The following is a 20,232-nucleotide window of genomic DNA, read 5'->3' on the forward strand; positions in this document are numbered from 1 at the left end:
AGTAGAGGGAGTAGCCGTAGGTGGTGCCTCGGGTGATGCCTTGGAGGCGGAGGTGGCGGGCGGTGGTGGGGGTGAAGGTGAGGGTGTCGGTGCCGGCGGTGGTGCGGCCTCGGCGTTGGGCGATGGTGGTCCAGGTGGTGCCGTCGGTGGAGGTCTGGAGGTCGTAGTCCTTGCCGTAGGCGGCTTCCCAGGTGAGGCGGACGGTGGAGTAGGGGGTGGGGGTGCCGAGGTCGACCTGGATCCACTGGTCGTTGGTGTACTGGCTGGCCCAGCGGGTGGTGGCGTTGCCGTCGACGGCGTACGAGGCCGGGAAGGCGGCGGTCTCCGTTGAGGAGGCGGTGACGGGGCGTTGGAACGCCAGGTCCGGTGCGAAGACCTCGAAGGAGTAGAGGGAGTAGCCGTAGGTGGTGCCTCGGGTGATGCCTTGGAGGCGGAGGTGGCGGGCGGTGGTGGGGGTGAAGGTGAGGGTGTCGGTGCCGGGGGTGGTGCGGCCTCGGCGTTGGGCGATGGTGGTCCAGGTGGTGCCGTCGGGGGAGGTTTGGAGGTCGTAGTCCTTGCCGTAGGCGGCTTCCCAGGTGAGGCGGACGGTGGAGTAGGGGGTGGGGGTGCCGAGGTCGACCTGGATCCACTGGTTGTCGCTGTACTGGCTGGCCCAGCGGGTGGTGGCGTTGCCGTCGACGGCGTACGAGGCGGGGAAGGCGGTGGTCTCGGTCGAGGAGGCGGTGACGGGCCGTTGGAACGCCAGGTCGCCCGGGGTGCCGGTCGGCTTGGTGACGGTGTCGGGGAGGTAGCCGGTGCCGGGGCCCTGGCCGACGGTGGCGACCTTGGTGAGGAAGGCGGTGTAGTCGCTGCCTCCGGCCGTCGGGGACCACATCTTCTGGGCGAGGGCGGCGAAGCTCTTCTCGATCAGGGTGTGGGTCTGGAGTTCGGTGTAGTTCAGCCGGACCTTGTCGTTCCAGACGGCCGGCATGGCGCCGAGCAGGTTCGGGTCCTGCGGGGCCAGGTCCTGGCCGCCGCCGAAGACGTGCGGTGCCCAACTGCTGAAGATGGACTGACCGTCCAGGCCCTGCGGGTGGTAGTAGTCGGCGAACGGGACCACGTAGAGCAGGCCGTCGTTGGAGTTGATGACCTGGTAGCCGTCGGCGATGGCGGCCTTTGGCCCGTACCAGCTGTTGTTCCAGCTGTTGACGGCCATGCCCTTGTCGTAGCCGGCGCCGCTGCCGCCCATCACGGTGAAGCTGCCCCAGGCGTTGACCTTCTTGCCGAGCGAGCGCACGTACGGGGCGATGGTGTTGACGTAGGCCTTGTACTGGGCGGTCAGTTCGCGCGGGTACTCGTCGATCCCGATGTGGACGGTGGGGCCGCGGAACCACGGGGCGAACTCCGCGTAGACGCTCTTCATGAAGTCGGTGGTGGCGGGCTTGCCCAGGTCGAGGTGGTCGGAGTTGCCGCCGTTGAGGCCGAGGCTCGGGCGGAACTTGATGAAGGCGCGGGAGTGCGCCGGGGCGTCGATCTCCGGGACCAGGGTGACGGCGTTGGCGGCGGCGGTGGACTCGAAGCCGTCCCAGTCCTGGCGGGTGTAGCCCTGGGCGTCGGCCAGACCGGCGAAGGCCGGGTTGGTGCTCTTGAGGCGGAAGGCCGAAATGGCCTGGGACCAGTCGCCGTTGGGCGGGCTGATCTCGTTGTCGTTGAGGTGGAGCTGGAGGGTGTTGAGCTTGAGCCAGCCCATCCAGTGCAGGTAGGAGTTGATGAACTCGGGGGTGTAGTACCGGCGGCCGACGTCCAGCATGAAGCCGCGCACCGCGTAGTTCGGGTAGTCGACGGCGGTGCCGACCGGCAGGCTGGCCCGGTCGGCCGATCCGAGGACGGCCTGGAGCAGCGTCCGGGTGCCGTAGTAGAGGCCCTTGTCGCCGCCGCCGACGATGCTCACGGAGCCCGCGGCCGCGCTCAACCGGTAGGCCTCCGGCCGGAGTTCGGTCTTCGCCGGGCCGAAGTCGGCCGCCGGGTCGACCTGGAGGGCGATGTCGCCGACGGCCGGGGCGCCGGTCGCCACGCTCGGCCGGAGGCCCGTCAACTCGGCTGTCTCGGAGGAGAGTTGTGCGGCCAGGAGCTGCACCGGGGCGGAGGCCCCGGCGGGGATCACGATCCGGCTGGTGGCGGTCAGGGTGATCCGGCCGGTGCCGCCGGTCCACTGCTGGAGGGCGGGCACCACACCGGGCGCCGCGTTGACGGGCTCGGCCGCCGCGGCGGGAGTGGGGGCGGGGGACAGGACGGTGGCGAGCGGGGCGAGGAGCAGGGCGGCGGCGAGGGCGCGCCCCAGGGTGGTGCTCGGCTTCATTCCGTACTCCCTGGGAGGAGGAGAGGAGCGTGACGGCCGGGGGGGGGGGGGGGGGGGGGGGGGGGGGGGGGCGCCGGCCGCCGGGGGGCGGGGGGGGGGGGGGCGGGGGGGGCGGGGGGGGGCCGGGCGGGGCCGGGGGGGGGGGCCGCCCCCCCCCCCCGCCGCGCCCCGCGCCCCCCCCCCCCCCCCCCCCCCCCCCCCCCCCCCCGGCCCGGGTGCCGGGTGTCTCAGCGTGGCGTCACGGGGTCGGGGTCCACCGCTGGACCGCGCTCCCGTCACAGGTGGCGAGTTGGAGCTTGGTGCCGTTGGTGGTGGCCGCTCCGACGGTGCTCAGGCAGCGGGTGCCGTTGGTCACCGTGCTGCCGCTGCTCTGCTTCCACTGCTGGCCGGCCGCGCCCGCGGTGCAGGTCTGGATCGCGACCGTGGTCGAACTGCCGTCCAGGCAGACCCCGTTGAGGCCGGTCAGGGTGCCGTTCGACTGGAAGGTCCAGCGCTGGTTGGGGCCGCCGTGGCAGCTGTAGAGGGTCGGCTGGGTGCCGGGGGTGGTGGCACTGCCCGGCAGGTCCACGCAGGTGGAGGACGCGCCGTTGACCAGTTCGACGTTGGTGGGCAGCGGGGTGGCCTTGCCGGTGGCGGTGATCTCCGCCGCGCTGGTCCACGGTCCGCGGTTGCCCGCCTCGGTCAGTGCCCGCAGCCGCAGGTAGCGGCCGGTGGCCGGGGCGAAGGTGACGGTCTTGGCGGCGGCCGTGTCGGCGAAGGTGCCGGTGGCGACCGCCGTGCCCCAGCTGGTGGTGCTGTCGGAGACGTAGACCTCGTAGTTCCCGATCCGGCCGTTGACGCCGCCGTCCTGCCGGGGCAGGTAGGTCACGCTGTCGACGTCGTGGCGGGCGCCGAGGTCGATCTTGATCTCGTGCGGCAGCGGGTCGGCGGTGCCGGACCACTTGGTGTGCCAGATGGTGCCGGTGTTGCCGTCGAAGGCGTTGGTGGCGGCGCCGTTCTCGCCCGAGGTCTCCTGGCTGTCGGCACCGACCAGGGTCCAGCCCGCCTGGGAGATCGGGGCCGAGGTGGACGGGATGGCCGAACCGGGCGTCACGGCAAGGCCGTTGGCGGTCACCGTGAAGGCGCCGGACTTGCTGCCGGTCTTCACCCAGAGCACGCCCGAGCGGTCGGCGGCGTCGAAGTACCAGCCGCTCGCCGCGGCGTCGTACGCGCTCTTGGAGGCGTGCGCGGTCAGCTGGCCGCCGTCGACCGAGACGCTGCTCGGGGCCGCGGCCGCGTGCAGGCTGAACTGGTAGCCGCGGGAGGCCGGCTTGCCGGTGTAACTGCCGGTGCTGGCGCCCACGGTGACCGTGACGTTACCGGTGCCCGAGCTCGGCGCGGAGACGGTGACGGCCTGGGTGGCCGAGGCGCCGGTCTGGTAGGCGCGGGTGATGCCGTCGTCCTCGTAGAGGGTGAAGGCGGAGTTGCCGCGCGGGTAGACGTCGTAGGTCAGGGTGTCGACCGGCTTCTCGCCGGTGTAGTTCATCTTCGGCCACATCGGCACGATGCCACCGCCCTTGACGAACAGCGGCAGGGTGTCCAGCGGGGCGCTGTACCCGTTCAGCCAGCCCGGACCGTTGTACGCCTTGCCGGTCCAGTAGTCGGTCCAGGTGCCGGCCGGGAGGTAGATGCCGTCCCGGGTGGCGGTGTCGGTGACCACGGGGGCGACCAGGAAGGAGTCGCCGGCCATGAACTGACCGCTGGTCAGGTTGCCACGCGCGACCGGGTCGTTCGGGTACTCCAGCACCATGGCGCGGGTGGAGGGCACACCGGTCTGCGAGGCGGTCCGGCTCGCGGTGTAGAGGTACGGCATCAGCTGCATCTTGAGCTGGAGGTACTTGCGGTTGATCGACAGGTACGGCTCGGCGAAGCGCCACGGCTGCTTGTCCGAGTACCCGGCGCTCGGGTTGGTCGGGCCCCAGCCGGACATGGTCATGAACGCCGGGGTGAAGGCCTTCCACTGGAGGTCGCGCACGTAGGTCTTCGGGCTGCCGCCGAAGATGCCGTCGATGTCGCCCGAGGCGTAGTTGAGGCCGGACAGCCCCGCGCCGGTGATGGCCGGGACGTGCCAGCGCATGGCGTCCCAGGTGCCCGAGGTGTCGCCGGTCCAGACGACGGCGTTGCGCTGGGTGCCGGCCCAGCCGTCCACGGTCCACACGTAGCGGCGGGCGTCCGAGTTGTTCTCGATCCCGTTGACGGCCTGCTTGACGCCGTCGAAGGCGTACTTGTAGCCGCCGCCGATCCAGGCCACGTCGGTCTTGACGCCGCGGCTGCCCGCCACGCCGACCTCGTTGTCGATGCCGGACAGGCCGGTGGAGGTCCACAGGCCGGTCTGGAAGCCCTTGGCCTTCAGCCCGTCCACGGTGGCCTTCAGGTCCGTGTAGCCGCAGCCGTAGCCGTCGTTGGGCAGGAACCAGCCCGAGGGCATGTCGGCGTTGCGGGCGTCGGTCGCGTAGCCCACCACGTCGGGGGTGGTCTGGTGCCGGGGCCGGGTGTGGTCGCCCTGGTAGTCCGGGTTGGAGGCGTTGAAGCAGTCGGCGTTGCCGAGCTCGAAGCCCCACATCGGCGCCAGGAACGGCTTGCCGGAGACGTCGGTGTAGGCGTTCAGCACGCCCTTGAGCGAGTCGCCGACCACGTACCAGGCGTCGAAGCGCTTCTCGTCGTGGGTGAACGAACCCGGGGCGGTGAAGGCGTAGTTGCCGGGTGCCCAGGTGTTGCGCATGACGCCGTAGCCGTTGGTCGACATGTAGAACGGCGCCGGACTGGCGTTGTCGTTCTCGCGCCACTTGTTGTTGACCGAGATCGGCACGGTCTTGCCGCGCAGCGCCCACTCGCCGAGCCGCAGGCCGGTGCCGTAGAACTGCTCGTCGGCGCCCTGCGTCAGGTACTGGGTGGTCTGGGTGCCGGTCCAACTGGTCGGCTGGGCCTCCTGCCAGACCAGGGTGGTGTTGTCCGCCCGGTAGACGGAGAACTGCATCGGGGACTTGTTGACCCGGATGGTCATCGAGGCGGTGTCGATCCGGAAGTAGCTCCCGGCGTCGGACCAACTCGTGGTCACCGGGCCGAAGTCCGTCTTCACGGCCAGGTCGGTGCCGGCCGGGTCGTCGGTGAAGGCACCGGTGGGCGAGAGCCAGAGCCGGAAGACGTCGGCGCGGGCGACCACCACCCGGGCCTTCGCCCCGCCCGAGGTGCTGACGGTGTAGGTGCTCCCGGACTGGGTGATCCCGGTGGCGTTCCCGGCGGTGACGGCCGCGGCCGGGGACACCGGGCCGGCCACCGAGAGCACCGCTCCCAGCAGTGCGGCGGCCAGCCCGGCGGCCAACGGCCGCTTCCCGCCCCGACGTTCCAACCAGCGTGCTGTGCTTCGGCGCATGCGACGTCCTCCACGGGGGATTGGATGCAGCCCGGATCGCGGGCTGCGCACGGCATGACATCACTCACCAAAAGTGCAGTCAAGAGTGCGAACATGCTTACGGCAGCACAGTTTTAATCATTATTGAGCAGAACTCCCACTACCAGCCGAGCGGAACGAGGCCTGCGGCGCTGGTCCAGGGGCCGCGGTTGCCGGCCTCGCTCAGGGCGCGGAGCCGCACGTAGCGGGCGGTGGTGGGCCAGCAGCGGATGGTCTTCGGGGCGGCCGTGTCGGCGAACGTCCCGGTGGCCACGGGGGTGCCCCAGGTGGTGCCGTCGGTGCTCAACAGGAGCTCGTACCTGCCGATCCGGCCGTTGGCGCCGCCGTCCTGCCGGGGCAGGTGGAGCAGCCCGGTGACGGTGCGGGCGGAGCCGAGGTCGAGCTGGATCTCGTGCGGGAGCGGGTCGGCGGTGCCGGACCACCTGGTGTGCCAGAGGGTGGCGGGGTTGCCGTCGACGGCGTTGACCGCGGCGCCGTTCTCCCCGGTGAGCTCCTGGCTGTCGAAGTACTTGACGGTGCAGGGCAGTTGGGCCGAGCCCATGGTGGGGTCGCTGATGCTCTCGGCGCCGTTCTCCAGGTGCCCGGCGAAGCGCCGCAGGAATCCGTCGGTGGTGCTGGCGGTCACCGTCAGGTCGTACCAGCCGGACAGGGCGCCGGCGGCGGAGAAGTAGTCCTCGGTGCTCGCGCCCGGGGCGAGCTGGTAGGTCCACGGGCCGCCGCCGCGGTTGTCGGCGCGGACGGTGAGGGTGCAGGCGGCGGTGCCGGAGTTGGTCATCCGCAGCCAGACCCGGCCGGCCGCCGGGTCGGGCCGCAGGGTGACCTCGGGGTTGGCGTTGCCGGAGGTGGTGGCGGTCACCCGGTTGCCCGCGAAGCGGCGGACGTAGCCGTTGGGGCCGGTCACGGTGAGGTCGTAGGCGCCGGTGGGGGTGCCGGCCTGCCAGGTGTCGGTCAGCGACTTGCCGGCCTCGACGGTGTAGCGCCACGGGCCGTCGGTGCGGAAGGCGTTGGCGTGCACGTAGAAGTGGGCGCCCGCCGTGCCGTTGTTGGTGAAGGTGATCCCGAGCGAGGCGGCGGTGACGGCCGCCGAGACGGTGAGGTCGTACGGTAGCGGGCGGGCCGTGCGCACCCCCGGCTCCTGACCCGGCATCACCTGGGTGCCGGGTGGGGCCGGGTTGGTGCCGCGCGGGCCGCCGGTGGGCACGGGGGCGGGGAGGTTCGGGTAGCCGGCGGTGGCCTGGGTGGTGTCCAGGGCGGAGGTGAGGTCGCCGCAGACGGCCCGCCGCCAGGGGGAGATGTTGGGCTCGGCGATGCCGGTCCACTTCTCCAGGAACTGCAGCACCGAGGTGTGGTCGAAGACCTGGGAGCAGACCTTGCCGCCCCGGCTCCACGGCGAGACCACCAGCAGCGGGACGCGGACGCCGAGGCCGATCACCTCGCTCCCGTAGAGCTCGTCGCCGAGCGCGGCCGTCGACAGGCCGTCGGCGGCCGTGACCGGCGGGGCCGGCGGCGGCACGTGGTCGAAGTAGCCGTCGTTCTCGTCGTAGTTGAGCAGGAACAGGGTCCGGTTCCACACGTCCGGGACGGAGGCGATGGCGTCCAGCACCTGCTTGACCAGTTCGGCCCCGGTGTTCGGGCCCCAGTCCGGGTGCTCGGACTGGTTCTCCGGGGCGACGATCCAGGAGACGGCGGGCAGCCGCCCGGCGGCCACGTCGGCCCGGAAGGCACTGGCCAGCTGACCGGGCCTCAGCCGGGCCAGCCCCCGGTCGTACAGGCTGCGTTCGGCCGTGGTGAGGGTGGTCAGGCCCTGGTCGAGCTGGGCCAGCAGCTGGGTCTGCCGGGCGGCGGTGGCGGCCTGGAGCGCGTAGTGGAAGTACTCCAGGTTCGGGAACGGCTTGCCGGCGTCGTCCCGGGCGAAGGCGACGGCCTTCTTGCCGATGTTCAGGAAGGTGGTGAAGTAGTCGAGGCTGTTGTCGCCGTAGTTGTCCCACTCCTGGTACGTCTTCCAGCTGCGGCCGGCCGCCTCCAGGCGCTCGGCGTAGCTGGTCCAGGTGTAGCCGGTGTGGCCGGGGTTCTGCCAGGCCGCGTTGCCGATCGCGCGCTGGGTGGTGCTGCCGGGTTCGTAGCCGAGCTTGCCGGACCACATGAACAGGCGGTTCGGGTTGGTGGGGCCCAACTCCGAGCAGTGGTAGGCGTCGCAGATCGTGAAGGCGTCGGCCAGCGCGTGGTAGAAGGGCAGCGCGGAGCGGTCGAAGTGGGCCATGGTCTGGGCGCCCTTCTTCGCCACCCACTGGTCGCTGCGGCCGTTGTTCCAGGCGGCGTGGCCCGAGGTCCAGTCGTGCGCGGTGCCGGAGAGGAACTGGTCGCCGACCCGGAACGGCAGGACGTACCCGGCGCTGCCGCCGGGCTGCTTGAAGACCGGGTTCCCGTTCGGCAGGGTGACGGCCGCCGGGTCGTTGAAGCCCCGCACTCCGCGCAGGGTGCCGTAGTAGTGGTCGAACGAACGGTTCTCCTGCATCAGGACGACGACGTGCTCGATCGCCCCCAGCCCGCCGGTGGGGGCCTCCAGCGCGAGCGCGTCGAGCACGCTCGGCGGCAGGAGGCTGAAACCGGATGCCAGGGCACCAGCCCGCAGCAGGTCACGACGCTTCACGGTGACTCCTCATCGAGGGAATGGGTGCTCAAAGCTGCGCGATCCATGGCAATCGAGCGCAGTTTTGCGCAAACCGTGGCAGTCTGGCCGGTCCGCGTCAAGAGGTCCGTCGTGATGGGATCGCGATGTGCGGACCATGGGCACGCATGCTCACAACTGATTGAATGTGCGTCGTTCTCATCAGGTTCATGCAGATGATCGTGGAAGGCCGTCTTCGCCGTGAACGAGCGACTCCTCACCCTGCTGGCGTGCGGCACCGTCGGTGCGCTCGCCCTGACCGCCTGCGGCAGCGGCGGCTCCTCCTCGGGCGGCCCGGTGACCCTGGAGCTGGTGGCGGCCGACTACGGCGACAAGGCGTCCAACGGCTCCGAGCTCTACTGGAGCGACCTCGCCCGGCGGTTCGAGTCCACCCACCCCAAGATCAAGGTCCGTGTCCAGGTGGTGAGTTGGAACGACATCGACGAGCGGGTGAAGACCATGATCCGCGACGGCGAGCACCCGGACGTGGTGCAGACCGGCGGCTACGCCGACAAGGTCGCCGACAAGCTGCTCTACCGGGCCGACGAGGTGCTCTCCGGCAGCACCCTCGGCAAGATCCTCCCCACCTTCGCCAAGGCCGGCGAGGTCGACGGCGTCCAGTACGGCATCCCGTTCGTCTCCTCGGCCCGCGCCTTCTTCTACAACAAGGCGATCTTCGCCAAGGCCGGCGTCGGCGAACCCCCCAAGAGCTGGGAGGACGTCAGGAAGGCCGCCGAGCTGATCAAGGCGAAGGTCCCGGGCGTCGTCCCCTACGCCCTCCCGCTCGGCCCCGAGGAGGCCCAGGCCGAGAGCACCCTCTGGGAGCTCGGCAACGGCGGCGGCATCGCCGACGGCGGCGGCTACACCCTCGACAGCGAGGCCAACGTCGAGACCTTCGGCTGGCTCAAGGCCAACCTGGTCACGCCCAAGCTCACCTACGCCAAGCCCGCCGCCACCGACCGCAAGACCGCCTTCGCGGACTTCGCGGCCGGCCGGACCGCGATGCTCAACGGCCACCCCTCGCTGATCCAGCAGGCCAAGGACGGCAAGATCGACTACGGCGTCGCCCCGATCCCCGGCCGCACCGGCGCGCTCAAGTCCACGCTGGGCGTGGCCGACTGGACGATGGCGTTCAAGAAGAACGGCCACCGGGAGCAGATCAAGCAGTTCCTCGACTTCGTCTACGACGCCGAGAACACCCTCGCCTTCGACGAGCTCTACAACCTGATGCCGGTCACCCAGGACACCCTCGACGCGATGACCCTCAGCGGCAACCACAAGGACCTCGAACCGTTCTTCGCCCTCCTCCCGCAGGCCGCCTTCTACCCCCTGGGCGACACCGGCTGGGACAAGGTCTCGGCCGACATCAAGAAGAACGTCGGCGGGGCCCTGGACAGCCCGGCCAAGGTCCTCGGCGAACTCCAGGCCCGGGCGAAGGCCACCGGACCCGCCAAGTGAAGCCCCCGCCCCGCCACGTCGCCGCCGCTCAGGGCGACGAAGCGGGGCGGCCGGGCGAGGCAGGGCGGGCAGACGGACGGGCGGATGGGCGGGCGGACGGCCGGGCGGCCGGGCCGGTCGTGATCGGGCTGGAGCTCGGTGCCACCCGGCTCAGGTCGGTGGTGACGGCGGGGGACGGCTCCGTGCTGGCCTCCGGGCTGCGGCACACCGGGGCCGCCAAGGGACCGGACGCCGTGGTCGAGCTGCTCCTCGACCACGCGGCGGAACTGACCCGCCGTCACGCCCCGTCCGCCGTCGGCCTCGCGCTGCCCGGCACCGTCGCGGAGGCCACCGGCACCTGCGTGCACGCCACCGCCCTGGGCTGGCGCGGGGTGCCGGTGCGGCACTGGCTCGCGGAGGAGCTCGGCCTGCCGGTGGCCGTCGGCCACGAGGCCGGCGCCGGAGCGCTCGCCGAGGGCCTCGCCCGGGCCCGCCGCCCCCACCATCCGCCGGTGTTCGTGTCGGTGGGGACGGCTGTCGGCGCCGCGGTGGTCCGGCCCGGCCGGGCCGACGGGCCGGGGCACGTCGTCGACCTGGGCCACCTGCGGGCCGAGGCGGGCGGCGGGCCGTGCGCGTGCGGGGCGACGGGCTGCCTGGAGACGGTGGTCTCCGACCGCGGGGTCAGCCGTGCCTACCACCGCGCCACCGGCGAGGCCCGGGTGCCGGCCGCCGAGGTCCGCCGCCGCGCCGCCGCCGGGGACCGGGCCGCGGCCCGGGTCTGCACCCGCGCCGTCGAGAGCCTCGCCGCCGCCCTCGGCCCGGGGCTCGCCATGCTCGCCCCCGAACGCCTGGTCGTCGGAGGCGAGTGGGCCTCGGCCGGTGGGGCGCACACCGACGCCCTGCGGGCGGCCCTGTCCCGGCGGCTGCCGTTCGGCCGCACGCCCCTCGTCCGCCCCGCCCGCCTCGGCCGCCGGGCCGGAGTCCTGGGCGCCGCCCTGCTCGCCCGCCGCCGGCTGGCGGCCGCCGGGCCCGTACGCGCGCAGCCGCCGCCCCGGGGAGGGACGACGGCTGCGGGGTGATGTGCTGTGGGGTGACGCGGGGTCAGACCGGGCGGCGGACCGCCGCGAGGGCGTCCTTCACCTGCTGCGCCACGCGGACGGCGTCCTCGGGGATGTGCACCACGTCGGTGTCGTTCATGTCGATCACCAGCACCTCGCTGGCCGAGTAGTGCTTGTGCACCCAGTCGTCGTACCCGGACCAGAGCGTCCGGTAGTACTCCACCAGGCCCTCGTCCTGCTCGAAGTCCCGCCCGCGCAGCCCGATCCGGTGCAGCACCGTCTCGAAGTCGGCCTTGAGGTAGACCATCAGGTCCGGCGCCTTGCGGTACGGCAGGCCGTCTATCTCGCGCATCATCTCGGCGAGCAGGCCCTCGTAGACCTGCATCTCCAGCGAGCTGATCCGGCCCAGGTCGTGGTTGACCTTGGCGAAGTACCAGTCCTCGTAGATGGAGCGGTCCAGGACGTTGTCGCCCTGCTTGTACGCCTCCTTGATCGCGGCGAACCGCGTCTGCAGGAAGTACAGCTGCAGCAGGAACGGGTACCGGTTGGCCTGGATCTCCTCGGGGGTCGCCGTGTAGAAGAGCGGCAGGATCGGGTTCTCGTCCACGCTCTCGTAGAAGACCTCGCTGCCGAGCTCCTTGGCGAGCAGCTCGGCGACGCTGGTCTTGCCGATGCCGATCATGCCTCCGACGCAGATCACTGGCATTCCTCACTTCTCCCTGGGGGGTCTGTCCGTGGGCGGACCGGGCGAGCGCCCCACACAGGGCAAGCGAGAATCATACGTGCCCGCGCGGCGCGGTCAGAGCCAGGGGATCTGCTCCGCCGAGTACCGGTAGGCCCGGAAGACCGCGTTCTGCGCGCCCCGCGAGGACTCCAGCCCCACGCCCCGTCCGAAGGCGCCGAACTCGGGCACCACGAACTCCCAGACCACGTCCCCGTCCGGGGTGACCTCGAAGAGCCGGCCGAAGGAGCCCTCGGCGACGAAGGTGTTGCCGTTGGGCAGCCGCTGGGCGCTGGACATGTAGGGGCTGTAGAAGTTCTGCGGCGGGTTGTCCTCGTAGCTCCAGACCGTCCGGCCGTCCGCGGGGTCGATCTCGACCACCCGGGAGTACGGCACCGAGGTGGTGTCGCGGTAGGTGCCGTTGTCGAAGACCAGCACGTTGCCGTTGGCCAGCTCGTGCGGGTAGTGCTGCTGGGCCAGCGTCTCCGGGCCGATCCGCCAGCGCACCGAGCCGTCCGCGCGGTCGACCGCGACGGTGGTGGAGGCGCTGCGGAAGCCCACCACCACGCCGCCGTCCCGGAGTTCGTTGACGGTGTTGGCCATCGGCCAGTGCTCGCGGGCGAAGTGCGGGTTCAGCGGGGTGAGTTCGGGGTCCAGGTGCTCGATCGCGGCCCAGCGCCAGACCACCTCGCCGTCCCAGGTGAGCTCGTGCACCACGTCGCCGTGGATCACCCCGCCGGGAGCCTCGGAGCCGGGGATGCCGCCGCGGATGCGGGCCGCGTCGGCGGCGGAGAGCGGCTCGACGCCCAGCACCAGCAGGTTGCCGTTGCGCAGCACCGAGGCGTCGTGGTGGTGGAAGGGGTGGCGGACCTCGCGCAGCACGGTGCCGTCGGGGGCGACCTCCTGGAGGATGCCGCCGTGGTAGACGTCCCAGATCGGGAAGAGGCTGGGGCCCTCGGTGTCCTTGCCCTGGTAGAAGAGGTTGCCGTTGGGCAGCAACTGGGCGTGCCGGCCGGGCGGGTGGGCGAGCGTCCAGGTGTGGACGGCCTCGCCGTGGATGTCGACGAGCTTCACCTCGCCCGGGCCGGCGATCGGGGTGTAGAGGGTGTAGCCGCCCCAGCTGCGCTCGGGGTCGTGGGCGCGCAGGCCGAGGCCGCGGCGGCGGAGGGTGTTCTGGTCGACGGTCATGTTCCTTCTCCTGGAAGGGAGTTCTGGGCGGGAGGTTCGGGGCGGGGTCTCAGCGGACGGTGACGGCGGCCGGGTCGGCCGCGGCGAGCGGGGCGGTGTGCAGCCGGGCCAGCAGCGCGGCGCGGTCGGCGGAGCCGGGCAGGCCCTGGGCGGACTTGGCCCAGGCGGCCTCGTCCTGGAGCTGCTGGAGCAGCTCGGCGGAGAGGGTCGGCCGGTACTCGTAGGCGGGCTGGAAGGCCTCCACGTACCCGCTCTGCAGGGTGCCGTTCGACTGGGCCAGCACGGCGCGGCGGGCGGCGGCCGGGTCGGCGGTGAGCTCGGCCTGGGCGCGGAGCAGGGTGCGCAGCACGGCGGTGGTGCGGGCGTCGTCGGTGGCGGCGGGGCCGGCCACCAGCAGGGTGCGGGCGGTGTAGCCGGTGAAGCGCAGCTCGGCGTAGCGCTCGCCGAGGGCGGTGCGGGCGGCGTCGTAGGAGCTGGGGAAGGTCAGCCCGGCGTCCACGTCGCCCCGGGCGAGCGCGGCCGGCAGCTGGTTGGGCGCCAGGTTGACCAGCTGGACGTCGGCGGCGGTGAGCCCGGCGGAGGCGAGCATCCGGGAGAGCGCGTACTCGACGTTGGTGCCCTGCGGGAGGCCGACCTTGCGGCCCTTGAGCCGGTCGAAGCCGGTGATGCCGTGGTCGGTGCGGGTGAGCAGCCGCCAGTCGGCGAAGCGGGACAGGTCGGCCACCACGCGCAGGTCGCGCCCGGAGAGGGCGGCGGTGACGGCGGGCAGGTCGCCGACCACGCCGAGCTGGGCCTGGCCGCCGAGGACGGCGTTGAGCGCGTCGCGGCCGGTGGGGAAGGACTGGAGGGTGGCCCGGACGCCCTGCTCCGGCCAGAGCTTGCGGTCCTGCGCGAGGTAGACCGGGGCGCCGCCCAGGTAGTCGCTGCCGGCGATGGTGACGGACGGGGTGGCGGCGGGCTGTTCCGCCGTCGAGCACGCGGTGGCGGTGAGCAGGAGGGTGAGCAGGGCGGCGGCGAGCGCGCGGGGTCTGAGCACGGTGAAGGTCCTTGCGGGAGAGGGAGGTTCAGACTTCGTGGCCGAGCTGACGCGAGACCAGCTCGCGCAGCCCCGGAGCGGAGGGGTCGGTGTGGTCGGCGATCACCCGGCCGGGCCGGCCGCCGAGCACCACGACCCGCTCGGCCAGGGCCAGCGCCTCGTCGATGTCGTGGGTGACGAACAGCACCGTCAGCCCGGTGCGGCGCCAGAGCCGGGTGAGCAGCTCCTGCATCCGGGCCCGGGTCAGCGCGTCGAGCGCGCCGAACGGCTCGTCCAGCAGCAGCATTTGGGGCTCGGCGGCGATCGCCCGGGCCAGTGCGACGCGCTGCTGCATCCCGCCGGAGAGCTGGGCGGGGTACTTCTCCGCGCCGTCGGCCAACTCGACCTCGGCCAGCGCGGCGAGCGCCCGGCGGTGGCGTTCGGCGCGCGGCAGGCCGAGCCGTTTGAGGGCGAACTCGACGTTGCCCCGGGCGGTGAGCCAGGGGAAGAGCGCGTAGTGCTGGAAGACCACGCCGCGGTCCGCACCGGGGGCGGTGACCGGCGTGCCGCCGACCAGCACCCGGCCGGAGCTGGGGCGGACGAAGCCGGCGACGGTGTTCAGCACGGTCGACTTGCCGCAGCCGCTCGGGCCGAGCAGGGCGGTGAACGAGCCTGCCGGGAGCGCGAGTTCGATGTCCTGGAGCACGGGGGAGGGGTGCCGTCGCGGCCCGTGGCCGACGGTCAGTGCCTCCAGTCGGATGTCCTGGCTCATGCCGAGCCCCAGTGCACGACGCGGCGGCCGAGCGCGGCCAGCAGCAGGTCGACGGTGACCCCGAGCAGGCCCAGCACCAGCAGCCCGGCGAACATCCGGTCGGTGCGCAGGAACTGCCCGTCCACCTGCAGCCGGTACGCCAACCCGGCCTGCGCGCCGCCCAGTTCGGCGGCCACCAGGGCGAGCAGGGCGACCGAGGCGCCGTAGCGCAGGGCGGCCAGCAGGGCCGGGGCGGCGGCCGGGAGCAGCACCTCGGCGAACCGGCGGTGCAGCGGGGCGCCGAGCGAACGGGCCGCGCGCAGGTGGGCGGTGGGCACCCGGGAGACGCCGTCGTGGACGTAGAGCCAGACCGCGAGCAGCACGGCGTAGGCGATCAGCAGGCGTTTGGCGGTCTCGCCGATGCCGAACCAGGCGGTGGCCAGCGGCACCAGGGCGATCGCCGGGATCGGGCGGAGGAAGGAGACCAGCGGCGTCACGGCGGCGGAGAGCCGGGGCAGGTAGCCGGTGGCGAAGCCGAGCGCGCAGCCGGCCGCGGCGCCGAGGGCGAAGCCCTGTCCGGCCCGGCCGAGGCTGGCGGCCAGGTCGCTCCACAGGATGCCGGTGCGGGCGCTCTCCTCGAGTGCCCGCCAGGTGGCGGCGGGGGTCGGCAGCAGGCCGGGCGCCAGGGCGCCGGAGCCGGCCAGGGCGGTCCAGCCGGCCAGCACGGCGAGCGCCGCCAGCAGGGGTGGCGCGAGCCGGGCGAGCGGCGGTGGAGCTGTGGGGTGCACGCGGACGTCTCCTCGGGGATCCCCGGCGTCGTCCGCCGGGGCCGATATAAGTGAGGTCAATAATTGACGTCACTTATCAACGCCGTGTTGCGGCCGTGCGAAACCTCTCCGGGCCGACGGGCCGTCAGGAACCGATGGGGTACGTTCACCAGCGTGTCCCGACCCGAACCCGCACCCGAGGCGCTCGCCGTCGGCCGGCTGGTCCGCAGCCGCCGCAAGGAGCTCGGCGTCTCGATGGCCGTGCTCGCCAGCCGCTCCGGGCTCTCCCAGCCCTTCCTCAGCCAACTGGAGCGCGGCCTCACCACCCCCAGCCTCACCTCGATCTACCGCCTCGCCGAGGCGCTGGACGTCCCGCCGGGCGCCTTCCTCCGCCCGCCGGAGCGGCCCGGCACGGTCAGCCACGAGAGCGACCCCCAGGTCATCCGGGTCAGCGAGGCCGCCGGCCAGACCGCCCGGGTCCTGATCCCCGGCGGCAGCAGCACCCTGATGGAGGCCTACGAGCACCACTTCGAACCCGGCCTCGGCGAACGCGGCTGGTTCGAGCACCCCGGCGAGGACTTCCTCTACGTCCTCGAAGGCGAGATCGTCCTCGAGGTCGAAGGTCAGGCCCCCCTCACCCTGACGGCCGGTCAGAGCGCCCACCACCGCGGCGACGTCCCCCACCGCTGCCGCCTCCCCGGCACCGCCCCCGCCCGCACCCTCCTGGTCATCGCCACCCCCTGAGCCGCCCGGCGGTCCTGGCGGCGTCAGGTGTGGTGACAGGGCGGAGCGGAGGCGTACGCGGCCATCAACGTGTCGACGCGCAGCGCCAGTTCTCCGTCCGTCGGGCCGACGACGCGGACGGAGACCTCCTCGCCCCCGACGGCGTTGGCGAGGTGGACGTCCACCCGGTGGTGCGAGCCGACCAGGGGGTAGGCGAACCAGCGGTCGGGGTGTTCGTCGTCGGTGGATTCGAGGCCGGCGGTCACGGCTCGCCAGTCGGTGGTGTCGAAGTCGTGGCCGACGTACCGGGCCACCAGGTCCAGGAACGCCCGGAGGTGGACGTGCCAGATCCAGCCCGCTGCCGTGGTGTGTGCCGCTGCCCCCGTCATGCGGCCAGGGTGCCACGCGACCGCTGGGCCCCGCTCCCCATTAACTCCTGAGGTACGAGGCCCCGTTGAGGTCGAGGATGGTGCCGGAGGACCACTCGGCCTCGGGGGAGGCGAGCCAGCGGACGGCCGCCGCGATCTCCTCCGGGGTGCCGGCCCGGCCGAAGGGGCTCTGGGCGCGGATGGCGTCGCCCTCGGCGCCGTCGAGGCGGGCGGCGACGCGTTCGGTGGCGAAGAAGCCGGGGGCGACGGAGGCGACCGCGATGCCGTGCGGGGCGAGGGCGACGGCGAGGGACTGGCCGAGGGCGTGGACGGCGGCCTTGGTGGCGCCGTAGGCGGGGTGGTCGGGCTCGCCGCGGAAGGCGCCGCGGGAGCCGATGTTGACGATCCGTCCGCCGCCGCCCTGGTCGATCATGTGCCGGGCCGCCAGGTGGCTGAGGTGGGCGGTGGCCAGCAGGTTCACCGAGACGTGCTGCTGCCAGGCCGCGACCCAGTCCTCGAACGGCGTGGTGGCCGGCGGGTGCGGGGTGTTCACCGCCGCGTTGTTGACCAGCACGTCGATCCCGCCGAGCTCCTTCGCCGCCGTTCCCACCACCGCGGCGGCCCCGGCTCCCGCCGGATCGGTGAGGTCGCCGCCGACCAGGACGTGCCCGGTGCCCTCCAGCGACTCCAGGGTGGCGCGGGCCTCCTCCTCGCGGGAGCCGTAGTGGACGGCGACCCGGTCGCCGTTGGCGGCGAAGACCCGGGCGAGCGCGCGGCCGAGGCCGCGGGAGGCGCCGCTGATCAGGACGCGGCGGCCGGTGGCGGGAAAGGTCATGACGGGTGCTCCTCGCTGGACGGCTGGGGCGGCCGCCCCGGAGCCCCGGGACGGCCGCTTGATCACCAGCAGTCTGCTACACGGCCGCCTCGGACCTGACGGCCCGTCGGACACCCGTAGCCGCCGGAGGCTCAGGGCCCGGTGGTGGACAGCAACTCCTCGTAGCGGCGGGCCCCGGCCTCGTCGCCCAACTCGGCGGCGGCCCGACCGGCCATCGCGAGGGCGGAGGTGCGGTGCAGTTCCGACGGCCGTTCCCGCAGGGACAGGAAGGCTTCGGCATGGTCGAGGGTCTCCCGGGGCCGGCCGGCCGCCTGATACCCGATCGCCAGGCTGAAGTGGAGCTCGGCCCGGCCCCTGTGCCACCCGTGGCGGTCGAGGACCTCCAGCGCACGCCGGGCCGACCGCCCCGCTTCCTCGTCCTCCCCGAGGCCGAAGAGCACCATCGTGTGGATGCCGAGGCCCTGCACCAGCCACTGGTCGTCCCCGGCCTCGGCGAGGACGGCGACGGCCTCGTCCACGAGCGGGAGCGCCTCCTCGTTGCGGCCGAGGCTGCTGAGGATGGACGCGGCGTTCGACTTGGCCAGTGCCTCGCCGGATCGGTACCCCAGGCCGGCGCAGAGCACGGCGCCCGCCAGAAGCATGCCCAGCGCCTCTTCGGACCTGCCCTGGTGGCGGATCGTCACCGCCAGGTCGTTGAGGACCATGCTCTCCTTGTACCCGTTGCCGAGCTGCCGGAAGATGTCCAGGGCCCTTCGCTGATAGGGCTCGGCGGCCGCCCGGTCACCGGCCTCCACCAGGGTCGTGGCCAGCGTGTTGAGCGCCTCGGCGGTGCCCGGCGCGTCCTGCACCTCCTCGCAGAACCGGAGGTCACGGCGGAAGTACCCGATGGCCGTCTCGAAGTCGCCCTGCGCCCGGTGCACGGTACCCAGGTTGAAGAGCACCTTGCTGGCCAGGCGGTGGTCTCCGAGCTCCTGCGACAGTCGTAGGGACCGCTCCAGCAGGGGACGCGCCTGCGCGGGAGTCCCGAGGGACATGTACAGGAGGGCCACCAGGTTGTCCGAGTTGGCGAGCAGGAGGGCATTGCCCTTGGTCTCGGCGAGGGCGCTGACCTCCTGGGCGATCTCCATGGCCTCCTGGAACTGCCTGCGAGCCCGGGCCAGTTCGGCTCGCTGCAGCAGGAGAACGGCCTCGAAGTCCTGGTGCTCGACCTGCCTGGCGGCTTCGAGGCCGACCGTGAGCGCCTCGTCCCACTCGCGCCAGTGGCCGGTCACCTCACACACGTCCGCCAAGGCGCTCGCGAAGCTGACGACGACGTCGGGTGCGGCCGGCGGCAGCAGCTGCCGGAGGGCGGCGATCGCGCCGGAGAGGTCCGCCTCGGCCCAGCGGACGGCGTCCTCCGAGGAAGCGATCTCCGGTGCACCGCCCTCCTGGAGGGTCTGCGGCATCGGCAATCCGTAGAGGTGGTACTGCGCCCTTCCGGTCGACCGGAAGTACCACTGGTACATCCGCCGGGCGGCGGCGGTGACCGACTCGGCACCCTCCTCGGCGAGTTGCTCCTTCGAGTAGAGCCGGAGCAGGTCGTGCAGCCGGTACCGCTCGTCGCCCGGGGCGGGCTCGATCAGGTTGGCCTCGGCCAGCTTGCGGAGCGCCTTGGCGGCCTCGCGGAGCCCGAAGCCGGTGAGGGCCGCGCAGACGCCCGGGCCGAAGTCCTCGCCCGGCACCTGGGACAGCTGCCGGAAGGTGCTCCTCGCCGCCTTGTTCAGCCTGCGGTAGGAGAGTCCGAAGGCCGCACGGACCGTCAGGTCACCCGCCTCCAGGGCCTCCAGGCGGTCGTGCTCGTCGCGCAGCTCACGGACCAGGGCCGCCGTGCTGAGCCGTGGGTTGGTCACCAGGCGGTTGGCGGTGATCCGCAGGGCCAGCGGGAGGCCACCGCAGTAGCCGACCACGGCCTCGGCGGCGAGCGGGTCGCGGTCGATCCGCTCGGCACCGCAGACCTGCCGGAGGAAGCGCAGCGCCGTCCCCGGCGAGAAGGTGTCCAGGTCCAGCCGGTCCGCGCCCTCCAGGCCGGCCAGCCGGCTGCGGCTGGTGACCAGCACCAGAGCGCCGTCGCCCCTGGGCGGGAGCAGTGGGCGGACCTGCTGCTCCTCGGCGGCGTTGTCGAGCACCAGCAGCAGGCGGCGCCCGGCCAGCGCCAGCCGGTACGCGTCGAGCAACCGGTCCGGATCGCCCGGCAGTTCGGCCTGCGGGATGCCGAGGGCGAGCAGGAAGCGGGCCATCACGTCCTCCGGCGCGGACGGTCGGTCGGCCATGCCGCGCAGGTCGGCGTAGAGCCGGCCGTCGGGGAAGTCGCCGGCCGGGTGGTGCGCCAGGTGGAGCGCGAGGGCGGTCTTGCCGACCCCCGGCTTGCCGGTGATCACCACCACGCGGTCCGCCCCCACCGGGCCGAGGCCGTCCCCGGCGGCGCCGCCGGGGCGGTCGCCGGAGTCGCCTCCTGAGCAGTCCCCCGAGCCGCTGCCGGAGCGGTCGCCGGCCCGGCCGAGGACGCGGTCGATCTCCTCCTCCCGCCCGGTGAAGTCCGCCGGCTGCGGTGGCAGGGTGCGGGGGAGGGCCGGGGGTCGCTCCGGCTCCGGCGCGGCGAAGACGTTGAACACCGGGTTGGTGAGGATCGGCCCGTGGGCGTCCCCGCCCACCGCCACCGAGCTCGCCCCGTCGGCCCGGACGGTCGGCGCACGCTTCATGCAGCGACGCCGGTCTCGACCGGGCCGGTCGACTCGTCGCTCACCGCGGCCGCCGGGGCGACCCACCACCCCGCACCGCCGTCGTCGGTGACCACATCGGCCGCGTACCCCGAGACCACACCGACCACGACCGCCGCACCCGCAGCGATCGAACGCCGCACAACCGACGTCATC

15 protein-coding genes are annotated in these 20,232 nt (G+C 72.9%); 3 read left to right on the forward strand and 12 right to left on the reverse strand.

Going from position 1 to position 20,232, the window contains the following annotated elements; all coding sequences use genetic code 11:
• The 3 genes from ACIA8O_RS25340 to ACIA8O_RS25350 form a co-directional block, all read right to left on the reverse strand.
• Positions 1 to 2,338 (reverse strand): discoidin domain-containing protein (locus tag ACIA8O_RS25340; RefSeq protein ID WP_396296252.1); only part of this gene is annotated, 2,338 nt, incomplete at its 3' end.
• A gap of 238 nt (positions 2,339 to 2,576) precedes the next feature.
• Complete coding sequence (locus tag ACIA8O_RS25345; protein WP_396296253.1) at positions 2,577 to 5,750, reverse strand: TIM-barrel domain-containing protein; 3,174 nt, start codon at positions 5,748 to 5,750, stop codon at positions 2,577 to 2,579.
• A gap of 139 nt (positions 5,751 to 5,889) precedes the next feature.
• Entirely contained in the window at positions 5,890 to 8,439 is a 2,550-nt protein-coding gene (locus ACIA8O_RS25350) for a phosphocholine-specific phospholipase C (RefSeq protein WP_396296254.1), read from the reverse strand.
• A 219-nt stretch (positions 8,440 to 8,658) separates the two neighbouring features.
• Between ACIA8O_RS25350 and ACIA8O_RS25355 the strand changes: the two genes are divergently transcribed.
• Both ACIA8O_RS25355 and ACIA8O_RS25360 read left to right on the forward strand, forming a co-directional pair.
• On the forward strand, positions 8,659 to 9,915 hold the full coding sequence (locus ACIA8O_RS25355; RefSeq protein WP_396296255.1) for an extracellular solute-binding protein: 1,257 nt from the start codon (positions 8,659 to 8,661) through the stop codon (positions 9,913 to 9,915).
• Entirely contained in the window at positions 9,912 to 10,973 is a 1,062-nt protein-coding gene (locus ACIA8O_RS25360; RefSeq protein WP_396296256.1) for an ROK family protein, read from the forward strand. The genes ACIA8O_RS25355 and ACIA8O_RS25360 overlap by 4 nt, the downstream gene beginning before the upstream one ends.
• A gap of 22 nt (positions 10,974 to 10,995) precedes the next feature.
• Here the strand turns inward: ACIA8O_RS25360 and ACIA8O_RS25365 are convergent, their stop codons facing one another.
• The 5 genes from ACIA8O_RS25365 to ACIA8O_RS25385 form a co-directional block, all read right to left on the reverse strand.
• Positions 10,996 to 11,658: a deoxynucleoside kinase gene (locus tag ACIA8O_RS25365; protein WP_396296257.1), complete on the reverse strand. Its 663-nt coding sequence runs from the start codon at positions 11,656 to 11,658 to the stop codon at positions 10,996 to 10,998.
• A gap of 93 nt (positions 11,659 to 11,751) precedes the next feature.
• Entirely contained in the window at positions 11,752 to 12,861 is a 1,110-nt protein-coding gene (locus tag ACIA8O_RS25370) for an aryl-sulfate sulfotransferase (RefSeq protein ID WP_396296258.1), read from the reverse strand.
• A gap of 49 nt (positions 12,862 to 12,910) precedes the next feature.
• Positions 12,911 to 13,897: an ABC transporter substrate-binding protein gene (locus ACIA8O_RS25375; protein ID WP_396296259.1), complete on the reverse strand. Its 987-nt coding sequence runs from the start codon at positions 13,895 to 13,897 to the stop codon at positions 12,911 to 12,913.
• Positions 13,898 to 13,925: 28 nt separating this feature from the next.
• Complete coding sequence (locus tag ACIA8O_RS25380; RefSeq protein WP_396296260.1) at positions 13,926 to 14,648, reverse strand: ABC transporter ATP-binding protein; 723 nt, start codon at positions 14,646 to 14,648, stop codon at positions 13,926 to 13,928.
• The gene (locus tag ACIA8O_RS25385) at positions 14,645 to 15,415 is read right to left on the reverse strand and encodes an ABC transporter permease (protein ID WP_396296261.1); all 771 of its coding nucleotides are present in this window, start codon (positions 15,413 to 15,415) and stop codon (positions 14,645 to 14,647) included. Before ACIA8O_RS25385 ends, ACIA8O_RS25380 begins: the two co-directional genes overlap by 4 nt.
• Before the next feature lie 153 nt (positions 15,416 to 15,568).
• Between ACIA8O_RS25385 and ACIA8O_RS25390 the strand changes: the two genes are divergently transcribed.
• Positions 15,569 to 16,138: a helix-turn-helix domain-containing protein gene (locus ACIA8O_RS25390; RefSeq protein ID WP_396296262.1), complete on the forward strand. Its 570-nt coding sequence runs from the start codon at positions 15,569 to 15,571 to the stop codon at positions 16,136 to 16,138.
• Between the two features lie 23 nt (positions 16,139 to 16,161).
• On the opposite strand, the gene ACIA8O_RS25395 is transcribed toward ACIA8O_RS25390, so the two are convergent.
• From ACIA8O_RS25395 to ACIA8O_RS25410, 4 genes are all read right to left on the reverse strand, one after another.
• The gene (locus tag ACIA8O_RS25395) at positions 16,162 to 16,506 is read right to left on the reverse strand and encodes a hypothetical protein (RefSeq protein WP_396296263.1); all 345 of its coding nucleotides are present in this window, start codon (positions 16,504 to 16,506) and stop codon (positions 16,162 to 16,164) included.
• A gap of 40 nt (positions 16,507 to 16,546) precedes the next feature.
• Entirely contained in the window at positions 16,547 to 17,320 is a 774-nt protein-coding gene (locus ACIA8O_RS25400) for an SDR family NAD(P)-dependent oxidoreductase (RefSeq protein ID WP_396296264.1), read from the reverse strand.
• A 131-nt stretch (positions 17,321 to 17,451) separates the two neighbouring features.
• Positions 17,452 to 20,058, reverse strand: coding sequence for a tetratricopeptide repeat protein (locus ACIA8O_RS25405; RefSeq protein ID WP_396296265.1), 2,607 nt, complete (start codon positions 20,056 to 20,058; stop codon positions 17,452 to 17,454).
• The gene (locus ACIA8O_RS25410; protein WP_396296266.1) at positions 20,055 to 20,231 is read right to left on the reverse strand and encodes a hypothetical protein; all 177 of its coding nucleotides are present in this window, start codon (positions 20,229 to 20,231) and stop codon (positions 20,055 to 20,057) included. Before ACIA8O_RS25410 ends, ACIA8O_RS25405 begins: the two co-directional genes overlap by 4 nt.
• Position 20,232 lies beyond the last annotated feature (1 nt).

Origin of the sequence: Kitasatospora sp. NPDC051853 (genome assembly GCF_044452665.1) — a bacterium.
Lineage (GTDB): Bacteria > Actinomycetota > Actinomycetes > Streptomycetales > Streptomycetaceae > Kitasatospora.